The organism is Cytobacillus solani, from assembly GCF_001420595.1.
In the GTDB taxonomy this organism is placed as follows: domain Bacteria; phylum Bacillota; class Bacilli; order Bacillales; family Cytobacillaceae; genus Cytobacillus; species Cytobacillus solani.
In genome coordinates, this window is the sequence record NZ_LJIX01000006.1 from 3,257,422 (window position 1) to 3,270,761 (window position 13,340).

Annotated in this window: 13 protein-coding genes; all 13 read right to left on the minus strand. The window is 37.8% G+C overall.

What is annotated here, in order from left to right; all coding sequences use genetic code 11:
- Nucleotides 1–26 precede the first annotated feature (26 nt).
- The 13 genes from AN957_RS18155 to AN957_RS18215 all read right to left on the minus strand — a co-directional run bounded on the left by AN957_RS18155 (nt 27) and on the right by AN957_RS18215 (nt 13,304).
- The gene (locus AN957_RS18155; protein ID WP_053476850.1) at nt 27–1,256 is read right to left on the minus strand and encodes a GerMN domain-containing protein; all 1,230 of its coding nucleotides are present in this window, start codon (nt 1,254–1,256) and stop codon (nt 27–29) included.
- The gene (gene sigX, locus AN957_RS18160) at nt 1,231–1,782 is read right to left on the minus strand and encodes an RNA polymerase sigma factor SigX (protein WP_053476851.1); all 552 of its coding nucleotides are present in this window, start codon (nt 1,780–1,782) and stop codon (nt 1,231–1,233) included. The genes AN957_RS18155 and sigX overlap by 26 nt, the downstream gene beginning before the upstream one ends.
- Nucleotides 1,783–2,132: 350 nt before the next feature.
- Nucleotides 2,133–3,914, minus strand: coding sequence for an ATP-binding protein (locus AN957_RS18165; protein ID WP_053476852.1), 1,782 nt, complete (start codon nt 3,912–3,914; stop codon nt 2,133–2,135).
- Nucleotides 3,911–4,627: a response regulator transcription factor gene (locus tag AN957_RS18170; protein ID WP_053476853.1), complete on the minus strand. Its 717-nt coding sequence runs from the start codon at nt 4,625–4,627 to the stop codon at nt 3,911–3,913. The genes AN957_RS18165 and AN957_RS18170 overlap by 4 nt, the downstream gene beginning before the upstream one ends.
- 132 nt (nt 4,628–4,759) lie before the next feature.
- Complete coding sequence (gene ccsB / locus AN957_RS18175) at nt 4,760–5,944, minus strand: c-type cytochrome biogenesis protein CcsB (protein ID WP_053476854.1); 1,185 nt, start codon at nt 5,942–5,944, stop codon at nt 4,760–4,762.
- Nucleotides 5,945–5,956: 12 nt separating this feature from the next.
- Entirely contained in the window at nt 5,957–7,582 is a 1,626-nt protein-coding gene (resB, locus tag AN957_RS18180) for a cytochrome c biogenesis protein ResB (RefSeq protein ID WP_053476855.1), read from the minus strand.
- Between the two features lie 19 nt (nt 7,583–7,601).
- Nucleotides 7,602–8,126 carry a thiol-disulfide oxidoreductase ResA gene (gene resA, locus AN957_RS18185; protein ID WP_053476856.1) on the minus strand — a complete coding sequence of 175 codons (525 nt, stop codon included), beginning with the start codon at nt 8,124–8,126 and terminating at the stop codon, nt 7,602–7,604.
- Nucleotides 8,127–8,291: 165 nt separating this feature from the next.
- Complete coding sequence (rluB, locus tag AN957_RS18190; RefSeq protein ID WP_053476857.1) at nt 8,292–9,011, minus strand: 23S rRNA pseudouridine(2605) synthase RluB; 720 nt, start codon at nt 9,009–9,011, stop codon at nt 8,292–8,294.
- A 169-nt stretch (nt 9,012–9,180) separates the two neighbouring features.
- Complete coding sequence (locus AN957_RS18195; protein ID WP_053476858.1) at nt 9,181–9,717, minus strand: spore maturation protein; 537 nt, start codon at nt 9,715–9,717, stop codon at nt 9,181–9,183.
- Between the two features lie 304 nt (nt 9,718–10,021).
- Nucleotides 10,022–10,609: a nucleoside recognition domain-containing protein gene (locus AN957_RS18200; protein ID WP_053476859.1), complete on the minus strand. Its 588-nt coding sequence runs from the start codon at nt 10,607–10,609 to the stop codon at nt 10,022–10,024.
- Nucleotides 10,602–11,747: a D-alanyl-D-alanine carboxypeptidase family protein gene (locus AN957_RS18205; RefSeq protein ID WP_056685457.1), complete on the minus strand. Its 1,146-nt coding sequence runs from the start codon at nt 11,745–11,747 to the stop codon at nt 10,602–10,604. The genes AN957_RS18200 and AN957_RS18205 overlap by 8 nt, the downstream gene beginning before the upstream one ends.
- Nucleotides 11,748–11,847: 100 nt before the next feature.
- Nucleotides 11,848–12,738 (minus strand): superoxide dismutase, encoded by an 891-nt coding sequence (locus AN957_RS18210; RefSeq protein ID WP_053476861.1) that lies wholly within the window; start codon nt 12,736–12,738, stop codon nt 11,848–11,850.
- Nucleotides 12,739–12,884: 146 nt separating this feature from the next.
- Nucleotides 12,885–13,304 (minus strand): hypothetical protein, encoded by a 420-nt coding sequence (locus AN957_RS18215; RefSeq protein WP_053476862.1) that lies wholly within the window; start codon nt 13,302–13,304, stop codon nt 12,885–12,887.
- Between the last annotated feature and the right edge of the window lie 36 nt (nt 13,305–13,340).

Genomic DNA, 13,340 nt, shown 5'->3' on the forward strand with positions numbered 1-13,340 from the left:
TTGTTACGAAGTCGCTTCCGCTTTACTTATGGTAAGCTGCGCTTATTTGCTGCAACCGGTACTTTAATTTCCTCGGTTAAATTAAATCTGCCTACCATCTCTACTTTCGCATTCTCCATTTTTACTGCCTGGTAATTAAAGTCTTTAGCTGTTAAGAGAATGGCCTCGATTGTATGCAATGTAGACTCATCGTTATTAATGACGGAACCTTCTCCAAAGTGAATGGTTAACTTCTTTTCTTCCTGGTTTACCTCTGTTTCAAAATTTATATCATCAGGTATTGAAGCAAATAATTTTGCTTTTTCCTGGTTTTCTTTCATAGCCGCTAATGCTTCGCTGATTGAACTAAACTTTTCTCCATACGGAACAATATAAGGCTTTTTTACCGTCTCATTCGGATAATAAAAATAATACGCATGATTTCCATATTCAGGTATAAATTCTTCTATAACGCCACTATTCCCAAGGTCCATCCCAGGCTTCCCATCTGTTGTAAACTTAATTTCACTAATATCTAAAGCGGACAGCGTGTAGCTAAGCGCTACATTAAAAACCGTTTCAGCTGCTGAACCGTCTCCGTATGGATGGTCGACAGGAAAATCGACTGTTAGTACTTTGCTTTGCTCATCAAGCATAAATTCTGCTTTTAATGGGAAATAATCCTTCAGTCCCCACTCTTTTTCATTTAAATTCATCATATTTTCTTCAAAAAGATCAAATTTGGTTTTATCTTCTTCCTTTGCTACTAGTACACTAACTGGTACCGCCATCATTGCCTTTTCATCAGGGATCGCATAAGTCAGTACTTCCATCCCGCCAATATCCTCTTCATATACAGCCGTTGTTAGATCTTCCATGTCCAATGATCTGATTTCCATCTTGTCTTGCACTTCAGGGTTCTGCTCTGCCGTATACGGGATCGCATTTTCTTCTTCAATGCTTACTTTTTCCTCTGTTTCTTGTAAATCAGCATTTTCCTTCATTGAAATTTTTTGAGAGGATTCCGATTGATTTGCAAGATCTGCCACCTGTTCTTCTGAGCTCTGCCAATTAAAAAGGTTAGGGACAAGAATAAAAAATAGAACGGCGGCTAAAGCAGCTGCTGCAGAAGGCATGATCCATGTTCGTTGTTTTCGCTTATTCATCCGAATGGTAATATTTTGGTATATCTCACGAGGATCACGTTCATCTTTAATTTTTGGCATTTGGCTTAATAATTCTTTAAGCTGTTCATCGCTCCATTCTGATTTTTTCACTTTCCATCCCCTCCTTTCCAATCGTTTCTTCCATCTGTTTCTTTAAAATTTTTAATGCTCTGTGCTGAGTCGTCTTTACCTTACTTTCCGTCCAGCCTAAGCTTTCCGCGGTTTCTAAGATTGAAAACTCATGAATATACCTCATAACGATGACAAGCCGCTGATCAACCGTACACTGATCCAAACACTTGTATATTTGTTGAATCTCCTCATTTTGTACCGCGATATCTTCAGGTATGGGCTGATCATCCTTAACCTGAGAGGTAGACCAATCAAACTTTTCTAAAATTCTTTGCTTCCACCCTTTTTGTTTACGAAAAGAATCAATTGCCACATTACGCGCAATCGAAAAAAGCCATGTCTTTTCACTGCTTTTTCCTTCAAATCTTTCATACGATTTTAATACTCTTATATATACCTCTTGTACAAGGTCTTCAGCCTGTTCTTTGTTTTTGACCATATAAAAAAGAAATTGAAAAACGTCATGATGATATTTTCTATATAATTCATCAAAAACGGAGTCCATCGATTCCCCTCCCCGTTCATTAATTTAGTCGAATAAAAAAATGAAAAAGTTACACCTTTAAATATAGTATTTTCTATACAAAAAAGGAAGGATTTTCTCAGGAATCCTTCCTTTTGCATTTGTTCATGATTCATTTGTTTTAAAAAGACGAGAATTGTCTAGCTACAGCGCCTATCGCCTACCAAACTTCAGGTCCCCTCCCTACGATAAGTCAACATCAATTCGCTATCACTCATTGTGTTTCCTTTATCGAAAGAACAGGCCCTTCCAGTTTGTACGGCGATGATCAAGGCGCTTCCGCTTTTCTATTGTTTCCCGTGAATCAAGAACAATCGGCATGGTCTACAATATTATTCGTTTTTTCGAGGAATAAGGATAGAAAATGTCGTTCCTTGACCAAGCTTGCTTTGTACGGTAATTTGACCTTTATGTGCATTGACAATATTTTTGGCAATGGCCAGTCCTAATCCTGTTCCTGATCGTCCTCTTGTTCTCGCTTTGTCTGCTTTATAAAACCGTTCAAAAACAAAAGGCAAATCTTCCTCTGGAATACCTGAACCCGAATCTTTCACCTCTATGATCAAGCCGCGTTCATCCATTTGTTCGGAGACCTTTACAAATCCATTTTCAGGTGTATGGCGAATCGCGTTATCAATTAGGTTGGTTAATACTTGATCTAATCGATCAGGATCAAATTTAAACCAAGCTTCAGTTCCTTCAAGTTCCTGCTCCAGCATAATCCCCTTGTCTTTTGCAAGTCCTTGAAACTTCCGAATAATTTTTTGAAAATAAGAATGAACTTCAATCTCTTCAATTGTTAATTGGATATGACCAGCTTCCATTCTAGCAAGATCTAGCAATTCATTGACAAGCCTGCCCATTCTTAAGGATTCATCATAAATGACTCGAGCCATCTCTTTCTTTTCGTCATCAGTTCCAGCTATATCATCTACAATGGCTTCGCTATACCCTTGCATCATTGAAATGGGTGTCCGAAGTTCATGCGAAACATTTGCGATAAAATCCTGCCTAAGCTTATCCAGCTGTCTTTCTTCTGTCATATCACGGATAACAGCTACCGCACCACGAATATATTTATTATTATAGAGTGGACTTACAATCATCACCCAGAACCTTCCCTGAATAGAGATTTCACCAACTTGTTCTTTTTCTGTATTAACAGCCTGTTGGAAAAGCTCCATTACTTTTGAAGGAACAGCCGCTGTATCTGCATTGCCTTCCTCTTGTTCATAATACCAATTATGCAAAAAGCGATCTGCAGGAGGGTTAGTGATTAAAATCGTACCATCTCTATTAAACGTAATGACACCATCTGCCATCCCACTTAAAATACTGGCAAATTGCTCTTTTTCCTGACTTAAAGCATTCATATTAAATTTCAGCTGTTTCCCCATTTGGTTAAAGGCAATCGCCAATTCACCAATCTCGTCATGAGAGGTTAAAGGGATTTTCGTATCAAATTTCCCCCTTGCCACTTCAAATGCAGCCTCTCTCATTTTACGAAGTGGAGCAGTAATACGAGTGGATAAGAAAAAGGCAAAAATAGTTGTTAAAATAATGGCTACACCCGCAGCAAGAAAAATAAATTTCGTTGTCGTCCGAGTTGTTTCCTGCATAACCTCTAATGACTGGTATATAAAAACAGCACCATTTTCATTATCTGTTTCCTTTAAAGGCACACCAATAATTAATATTTTCGTCTTATCATTATCCATTTCCTCTTTTATAGAAAAGGGGGAAATCTTCTGTACTGTTTTCTTTTCGGTAAATACCTTTTGTAAATCTTTATCTTCCGTTAAGTACGACAAAGGCAACTGAAATGATTGGTTTTTATTAGGTGAATAATTGTATTCATTTTCTTTGTGAATGATAACAATTTTTGTAAAGTCATCAACTAATTCCCACGCAATTTCCAGCCCGATTTCTTTCTCATGTTCCTCCAGAATCCGAGCAATTTTTTGCGCAGTATCTGTAAGCCCTTTTTCTGTTTCGTTGATATGATAATTTTCAAAGAACTCAAGGAGCATAATCGTTAAAATAAATAACACAAAAGATACGAGCAAAAGTGTGGTAATCCACAGTTTACCTACAACACTGCGCCACAGCATCATTCATTAATAACCTCAAACTTATAGCCGACTCCCCAAACAGTTACAATCATTTTTGCCGCTTGTTCTGACACTTTATTTAACTTTTCACGCAAGCGCTTTACATGTGTATCGACCGTTCTTAAGTCACCAAAAAACTCATAATGCCACACTTCTTTAAGCAATTGTTCCCGATCGAAAACTTTATCAGGAGATTTTGCTAAGAAATAAAGCAGTTCATATTCTTTCGGAGTAAGACTTACTTCTTTTCCATCCGCTAATACACGATGCGCATCATGATCAATTGTTAAATGAGGAAAGACAATGACATCTTTCGCAGTCGTTTCTGTTTGAATGAAAGATGTTTTTGATGAACGGCGCAGCAATGCCTTTACACGCAAAACAACTTCTCTTGGACTAAACGGCTTCACAATATAATCATCAGTGCCAACCTCAAAACCTTGTACTCTGTTAACTTCCTCCCCTTTGGCTGTTAACATGATAATTGGCGTAGCTTTTTTCTCTCTTACTTCACGGCATACTTCGATTCCATCTTTCCCGGGCATCATTAAATCGAGCAGAATGACATCATACTCATTTCCTAATGCCTTTGCTACCGCTTCATTCCCATCCTCAGCTTCGTCTATGAAATAGTTTTCCCTCTCTAGGTACATTTTTAATAAACGTCGAATCCTTTCCTCATCATCCACTACTAAAATCCTAACGTCTTTGTCCATAACTCATATCCCCCTCTTTTCATATATCCCCCAAAATATCTTTTAAAAGAAGCCTTCACTAACGTGAAGTGAAGGCTTTTTCCCTAATTTAAGTCGATACTCTTTCTTTTTCGAAAATATATTACTGCTTGATTAACCTGCATAGGAATGCAGACCAGCAATAACAAGATTTACTGCTACAAAGTTAAACATAATAATGACAAATCCAATAACAGCTAGCCAAGCAGACTTTTCGCCATGCCACCCTTTTGATAATCGTAAGTGCAGGAAAGCTGCATAGAATAGGAAGGTGATGAGTGCCCAAACTTCTTTCGGGTCCCAGCCCCAAAATCGTGTCCAAGCAATTTGGGCCCAAATCATGGCAAATATTAATGCCCCCAAGGTAAATACTGGGAAACCAATTAACACTGAGCGGTAGCCAATTTCGTCTACTAAATCTAGTTTAATATTTTTCACTACTGGCTGCAACACAGCCCCTACACGTTTACGAATAATCAACCTGAATAATAAGTATATAATAGTTCCTGACAATAAGGACCATATAACGGTATTCAGCTTTTTCGCATTAATAATGCCAGGCATTTCTACAAGCGGCTCAAATTTTCCTGCTGTTAATAACTCGCCCTCATTCGGGCCAGTGATCGCAGGCATCGTATATTCTTGTTTTAACTGTTGTCCGTTCTTATCAATCCAATTAAATTCAGCTTTATAATCTAATAATGAAAATGTAGTTGTTACAAGTACAAATCCAAGAGTACAAATGAGACCAAACATGATTGTTTCTAGCCAAAAAGTCCGTTTACTTGGTTTTGATTGGTCTACTGCTTTTACAAGATAAATTAAGCCTGCTGCAAAACTCATTCCTAAAATTGCTTGTCCCATTGCCGCCGTTGTTACATGAATATAAAGCCAATGACTTTGCAGTGCAGGAATGAGTGGTGATATATCACGTGAAAACATGCTTGAAAATGCGATTAGCAAGAGTGCTACAGGCAAGGTGAATACACCGAGCAATGGTGTTTTATACATATAGTATAAAACGATAAATGCACCGACTAATGATAATGCAAAAAACGTTCCAAATTCAAACATATTACTTACTGGAGCATGTCCAGCAACAATCCAGCGAGTAATAAAATAACCTAATTGACAAATGAATCCAACAATTGTTATAAAAACAGCAATTTTCGCCCATTTATTTGGGCCTTTTTCTTTCATCTTTCCTTTTTTATCCTTAATCGAACCAGCAAAAAAGACAGTGGCGATTAAATACAGGATAAACGAAGAAAATAATAAATTTCCACTCAAACTTACCACTGATTTCCCTCCTTATTCTTTAGTTTCCTTCTGCACTTGATCTTCAGGATCATCAATTCCAGTACCCTCTAGTACAGACTGAATTTCTCTTTTTAATCCATGCCAGTTTTTATTCGTATGTCCAGCAATCCAAACTTCATCATTTACTCTGCGAAGCCAGATACGGCGATGATTCCAATACGATCCTTGCGCAACGCCTATCATAAAGATTAGTCCGCCTAAAGCGATGATCCATAGTGTTAAATCTTTACGAACTGTTATGGATGAAACATGTTTCGTATCAATACCAGCAAAATTCATTTTATATTCATTATCACCAAATGGCTCGATCGTTTGCTGAATCGCTACGAAGCTGATTTCTCCATCTTTTTTATCAGGACTAATCATTTTGAATACAAAAGCGGGATTGTTTGGAACCTTTGATTTCGTGATCGGCTCCCCGCTATCATCAAATTCAAAGTCAGGAAAATAGCTTACTACTTCTACTGCATAGCCATTGCCAAGATCATAGCGATCCTTCGGGTCATTTAAATCAATTTTTATTTCGCCAAACGATTCCTCTGAATCCTTTTTATTTAGTCTAAAGGTCATTTGATTTAATTCATCTAATTTATAACTAACTTGATAGAGTGCATATCCTTCAAACTTTAACGGCTCATTTACTTTAATCGAATAATCCTTTACCTTCTCAAGTTCTGGTGCTTGTCCTGCAACCGTTTCACCCTTCTTTTTATATAGGGTTACATCTGATTGGTAATTCTTAGCTACCATCCCTTTTTCCTCAATTGCATTACTAAACGCTTTATTATCTTTATCCTTATCATAAACTTCTAAAATAAACTTATTATTCTTTAAATAGTATTGTCCGTCTGTTTCCGGAATAACTTTTGTTTCACCCTCACGAACCCAAAGGACTTCATCAATATACATCCCTGGAACAAACCGAAGCATTCCGCCGATTAAGAAGATAATTAGACCGATATGGTTAACATATGGACCCCATCTAGAGAATCTGCCCTTTTCTGCAAGAATATTCCCATCTTCTTCTCGGATATTATATCTCTTTGCTTTTAATCTTTCTTTTATCTTTTCATAGGATACATCAAGATTGCTAGCCTCTGAGACGCCAAAGATTCGCTGGCGTTTTAAAAACCCTTCATGCCTTGCGACACGTTGCGCTTTTAAAGCCCGCCATAACGGTATCATCCGGTCAAGACTGCATATGACTAAGGAAATACCAATTGATGCGATTAATACAAGATACCACCATGAGCTATACAAATTATGAAATCCAAGTTCATAATACAATTTCCCTATCCATCCATACTGATCCTCATAATACTCTGCAGCAGGCATAACAGGAGGTATGTACATTTCTTGCGGTAAAATCGTTCCGAGTGCTGAAGCAATCAGTGTAATAACTATCAGCCAAACACCAACTTTTACAGATGAGAAAAAGTTCCAAATTTTATCAATGATTGTTTTGTTGTATGTTTGTGAACGACGTGCACTGCCTTCATAGCGCATATCAACAAGTTTCTTATCTTTTTCCGATTCCTGAAGAACTCTTCCACATGCTTCACAAAGAATGGTTCCATGCGGATTCACATGCCCGCATTCACATTTTACATGTTTCATTTAAAAAACTCCCCGTAGCTTATGGTTGAACTTGTTCCATTAACTCTTTAATCATTTCTTCCGTCAATTGACCTGTGTGATATTTAACAACTTTTCCATCTTTATCAATCATAAATGTTGCAGGAAGTGCGCCAATTTTATAAGCAGTCTGAACTTGCCCGTCTTTATCCAATACAATTGGAAAAGTTAACTTATGTCTTTCAGCAAATTTACTAACCGATAACTCAGACTCACCTACGTTAACAGCTAAAGTTTGTACACCTTTGTCTTTAAATTGCTTGTACTGGTTATCCATATACGGCATTTCTTTTTCACATGGCTTGCAATATGTACCCCAGAAATTAAGAAAGACACCCTGACCTTTATAATCTGAGAGACGATGCTCTTCTCCATTCAAATCGACGAGAACGAAATCAGGTGCTTGTTCTCCAATTACAACCTTTTTAATATCATCTTTTGTGAAATTTGCATACAAAGTATAGGCGACAGCTGCACCCAAAATTAGCAAAATAATCGTTCTTATCACTAAACGACGCTTTTTCATCACACTCTCCCCTTTAAAAAACACTGTGCGTCTTAAAACGAAACAGCCGATTTTTATTATACCATTTATCAACATTCTAATAATGTTTACAATTTGAAGTAACTGTGACTTTTCTATGAAATTTCCCTTAATTGGTCGAAAATTAACACAAATAAGCAAAAGATTTTATGATTTGGATAGCGTGCGTAATTGCTTGACTTCATGTGCTGTTAATTCTCTTGCTTCTCCCGCTTTTAACCCTTGCAGTGTTAAAAAGCCGTATCTTTCTCTTTTTAATTTTATGACTGGATGGCCGATTGCCTCGAGCATCCTTCTGACTTGACGATTTCGCCCCTCATGAATGGTTAATTCAATGATTGCGGTTTGCTTTTTCTTATCAATTGAAAGCACTTTTGTCTTTGCAGGAGCTGTTTTCCCATCCTCCAGGCGAACTCCTTTTTCAAGGCTTCTCATTTTCTCTCTTGAAGGAATTCCTTTCACCTTTGCAACATACACCTTTTCAATCTCATTCTTTGGGTGCATGAGCAGATTCGCAAACTCCCCATCATTTGTTAAAAGCAGCAGGCCTGAAGTATCAAAGTCTAAACGCCCTACTGGATAAATTCGCTGCTCAATTTGTTGAAAAAAGTCAGTTACCACTTTTCTCCCTTTATCATCTGTTACACTTGAAATAACACCTCTTGGTTTGTATAGAAGAAAATAAACGGGTTCTTCCCTTTCAACTGGAATCCCATTCACTTCTACTCGATCTGAAGATGAAACCTTAACACCAAGTTCCTTTACAGTTTTTCCATTAACCCTTACATGACCTTCCTTGATAAGCTCCTCTGCTTTTCTGCGTGAAGCAAATCCTGCATGAGCAATTACCTTTTGCAATCTTTCCATTTATGTCACCCCGACTAATACTTAATAAGAATTATACCTATTTCCATCCTTATGAATTATGACATAAATCATCTTTTTTTCAAAGTAGACGCTTTTTTCAAATAATAAAGCAAAAAAAATACCTATTGTTTTAGGTATCTTTGAATGGTTTTTAGATTGTTTGTATCTTTCATATTCTGCCGAAAATAAGCGTCACAACTACGATTGCTGCGATGATTCCAATTAAATCTGCCAATAGTCCGACCTTTAAGGCGTCTCCCATTTTCCTAATTCCAACCGCACCAAAATAAACAGTCAAAACATAAAAAGTTGTGTCTGTGCTGCCTTGGAGAACAGATGCTAACCTTCCGATAAATGAATCTGGGCCATGAACGGCGATAAGATCACTTGTTATTCCAAGTGCGGCTGAACCTGAAATCGGACGAATGATGGCGAGCGGGACAATATCAGGAGGTATGCCGATTGCCTCCAGCACTGGCCGAATAAACTCCATGAAATACTCCAGGGCTCCAGAAGCCCGAAAAACGGAAATAGCCACGAGCATTCCAACAAGAAAAGGGATAATCGAGACAGCGATTTTTATCCCTTCTTTTCCGCCTTCAACAAAGCTTTCATAAGTAGGCACACGTTTTATCGTCCCATATATTAATATAAAACCAATTAGAACAGGAATAAACCAGAGGGAGATAACCGATACAACTTGCATACGACTTCATCCTTTTCTCGCTCTTTTAGATAGTTTTCATCTATATGATGTCCACCTCTTTTTGAGTTAATTTTCTGCACCAAGCGCAAGCTGTCTAGCCCCGACGTACAGGACGTACTAGTGTCGACAATGCGACAGGACAAGGAAAGCTTCGTCAGCAATGCATCGCACGACTAAAAGTGAAGCTTTTAAGAGGACGTCGCGTATTTGTCGACCTCGAAGTCACAAGCTAACCCTCCCAGAAAGGTAAAGTACACCTTTTTAGTGAGACTTGTCTTATACTTGTCGGGACTATTCAAGGCGTTTACGCTTTTTTCTTTCTTCTATAATAAAAATATCGGTCAATGATTATGGCGCCTATTGCAGAGCAGAAGGATGCAATTAACGTGGGACCGACAATCTCTGTCGGAGATGCGGATTCATATTTCATCCGTATGGCTATAACCATCGTTGGTATTAGCGTTATACTTGAAGTATTAATCGCCAGAAAGGTGATCATCGAACGGCTGGCTACATCCAATCCGCCATTTAATCGTTTCAGTTCTTCCATCGCCTTAATTCCCAGCGGGGTTGCTGCATTCCCAAGCCCAAACATATTTGCCATCATATTGGAAAGTATGTAGCCCATTGCAGGATGATCATTCGGTACATCCGGAAAAAGCTTTTTCACAATTGGTCTAAATAAGAGTGACAGTTTTTTTAATAGCCCAGCATCCTCGGCTATTTTCATCATTCCTAGCCAAAAAACAAGAACACTGATTAATCCGATGCATAAAGTAACGGCTTCCGCTGCCCCATTAAAGATAGCTTCATTCACTTGATCCATCGTCCCATTAACCATTGCAAAGATAATCCCTATGACTGTTAAGAACACCCATATAATATTAACCATCTGTTTTCACACCAATCATCACGAGAAATATATTTCTAAATTGCTCAAAAAACGATTGCTTGTCTTTATTATCAGCATGCTTGTAATATATTGGCATCTTTTTCACCTGCTGTTTGTTGAAATAAACAGTTACTTGACCAACAATTTCAGGGGGATTCTCTTTCCATTCCTTTTCTGGCTTTATTAATTTATATTCAATTTTGAATTGTTTCTTTTCTTTTGATGTTACTGGGTAGTCAAATCCATGTTCAACATATACCTTCTTTTTATAAAATTTATCCTTCACCTGGGCAATATTTCCCTTTGGCAAAACCTCTACTAAACGATAAGTATTAAACCCTGACTCATACATTTGAATATGGTCATTCCAATCATCCGGACCATTTAGAGTCACAGCAATTAAGTTCAGCTCCCCTTTTGCAGCTGTCGTTACTAATGTGCGCTTCGCACGTTTCGTAAAGCCTGTCTTTCCACCTGTTGTATATTTGTAAAGCTCTGTTAGCAGTCTATTTTTATTCTTCCACTTCCGATCCCACTCTTCTGTTGGATGTGGTGCACTATGGACTTTCGTGCCTGAAATTTTCTCATAATCATCATTATTCATTGCATAACGTGTTAAAAGTGCCATATCATATGCCGTTGACATATGATTTTCATGGTCATCAAGCCCATGCGGATTGGCAAAATGAGTATTCTTCATACCAATTTCTTCTGCCTTCTGATTCATTAAATAAACAAAACCATCCAGGCTTCCACCAACATGCTCTGCAATAGCAACAGCTGCGTCATTGCCTGATCGGAGCATTAGACCGTAAACTAAATCCTCCAGCTTTATTTTTTCACCCGGAACTAAATAAATGGAGGAGCCTTCAGCACGGACTGCCTTTTCACTTACCTTTACCAATTCATCCATTTTTCCTGATTCAATAGCTAAAATAGCTGTCATGATTTTTGTAATACTTGCAATTCTCATCGGCTTATTTGCATTTTTATCATATAAAACCCGGCCAGAACTTTGCTCCATTAAAATGGCACTATGTGCACTAACAGAAAAAGAAGCATGTGCCACCTGAGGAATAAACGAGATTAGAATTGCAGCAATCAGGGGAAAGATTATCAGCTTTTTCATATTTTTCATTGCAGTCTCCTTCACTGGTTTGTACAATTTTATGCAGGACAAGTATTGATATGACAATAAAAGGCGAAAAACATAGATTGTTTTTCGCCTTTTAAATCTATTAAAATGGTTTCCATTTAAGCTCAGAAGCTTTCATAAACCGTTGTTCCACATCTTTCCAATTAACAATATTCCACCAATTTTTCACATAGCCAGCACGGTCAGTTTTATATTGAAGATAGTAGGCATGCTCCCAGACATCCAATACAAGCAGAGGGATCGTATCCCATTGTGTTAAAAGCATATGCCTCTCTGATTGCAGTATTTCGAGATGATGGGCTCTAGGTGACCAGACAAGAACAGCCCAGCCAACACCTTCCACCTGCTTTGCTGCTTCAGTAAATTGCTTTTTAAATGCTTCAAAACTGCCAAAATACTTTTCTATTGCTTTTAACAAGCTTCCTGAGGGCTTTCCCCCGCCTTTAGGCATCATATTATTCCAGAAAATCGTATGAAGATAATGACCGGACCCATGAAAGGCAAGCTCCCGTGACCAATGCTTAACTAAAGAAAAATCTCCTGATTTCCTTGCCTTATTTAGCTCTTTTTCCGCTTTATTCAGTCCATCTACATATGATTGATGATGCTTTTCATGATGTAATCTCATAATTTCCTCAGAAATATACGGCTCTAATGCATTGTATGCATATGGCAAAGGAGGCAATGAATGATTGCCCGCAGCAACTTGAGGGGGATTGACATAAACACTTCCAAGCTCTTGCCTTTTCACGAAATAGTTCTCCATGTCCGCGTGCAGTTCTTCTACATAGTTCTGAATCTCCAACAATTCATGATTATCTAATGGATTTTGGATTCCCTCCATAATATCAGTCATGCGATTCATCTTCTGCCAAAGCTCATTGTTTTCGTCGACATTTTCTGATTCGAGAAACGCCCGAAGTTCCTTATTCCACTTAAACACATCATGAATATAGTCATTCATTTTGCTCATACGATCCCTCTTTCCTAAATAGTCCCTTTCTATCGTATGAGCAGCCAGAAGAAAAATTGCTTTTCCAGTGTTTTATATGCAAACAGCTGGCAATTTTCTAATAAAAAAAGCAACCTAAAGGCTGCTCCTTTTAAAAAATAATATTCTTATTGAGGCTGAACAATGTACTCTAAGGGTGAACGAAGATTAAAGCTTTTTTTCGTTTCTAAATCTTCAAAGATAGCTGGCAGCTTAGCGTAGTCAACATCCTGGAAATAGGATGCGAAATCAAACTTAGAATTGATGTATACACGCTTGCGATGGCGGAAACCTGGATTCTTCAATAAACAAATCAGTGCCACAATATCTTTAAATTCAACTTCCCTAGTCCCTGCTTTAAAAATTGGATTTGCTTCAAATGAAGTAAATTCATGAACCAGTTCATCAAAATACCTGACATATAGGACATGTAGTGTCTTTTCTTGTCCATCTTCTTCAAAGGTAACTTCACTTCGATTAAAGAAATCCTCAGATGTATTCGATTTCTCCTTTTCCAGTTCATATCCCTTGCATTGTTTAATTAGCATCTTAACGCCTCCTCGAACATTTCCCCATATGTAATA

Bases quoted from the DNA above. Each gene is read 5' to 3' on its own strand.
- sigX (WP_053476851.1), bottom strand. From the start codon at position 1,782: ATGGACTCCGTTTTTGATGAATTATATAGAAAATATCATCATGACGTT.
- AN957_RS18165 (WP_053476852.1), bottom strand. From the start codon at position 3,914: ATGATGCTGTGGCGCAGTGTTGTAGGTAAACTGTGGATTACCACACTT.
- AN957_RS18170 (WP_053476853.1), bottom strand. From the start codon at position 4,627: ATGGACAAAGACGTTAGGATTTTAGTAGTGGATGATGAGGAAAGGATT.
- resB (WP_053476855.1), bottom strand. From the start codon at position 7,582: ATGAAACATGTAAAATGTGAATGCGGGCATGTGAATCCGCATGGAACC.
- resA (WP_053476856.1), bottom strand. From the start codon at position 8,126: ATGAAAAAGCGTCGTTTAGTGATAAGAACGATTATTTTGCTAATTTTG.
- rluB (WP_053476857.1), bottom strand. From the start codon at position 9,011: ATGGAAAGATTGCAAAAGGTAATTGCTCATGCAGGATTTGCTTCACGC.
- AN957_RS18195 (WP_053476858.1), bottom strand. From the start codon at position 9,717: ATGCAAGTTGTATCGGTTATCTCCCTCTGGTTTATTCCTGTTCTAATT.
- AN957_RS18200 (WP_053476859.1), bottom strand. From the start codon at position 10,609: ATGGTTAATATTATATGGGTGTTCTTAACAGTCATAGGGATTATCTTT.
- AN957_RS18205 (WP_056685457.1), bottom strand. From the start codon at position 11,747: ATGAAAAATATGAAAAAGCTGATAATCTTTCCCCTGATTGCTGCAATT.
- AN957_RS18210 (WP_053476861.1), bottom strand. From the start codon at position 12,738: ATGAGCAAAATGAATGACTATATTCATGATGTGTTTAAGTGGAATAAG.
- AN957_RS18215 (WP_053476862.1), bottom strand. From the start codon at position 13,304: ATGCTAATTAAACAATGCAAGGGATATGAACTGGAAAAGGAGAAATCG.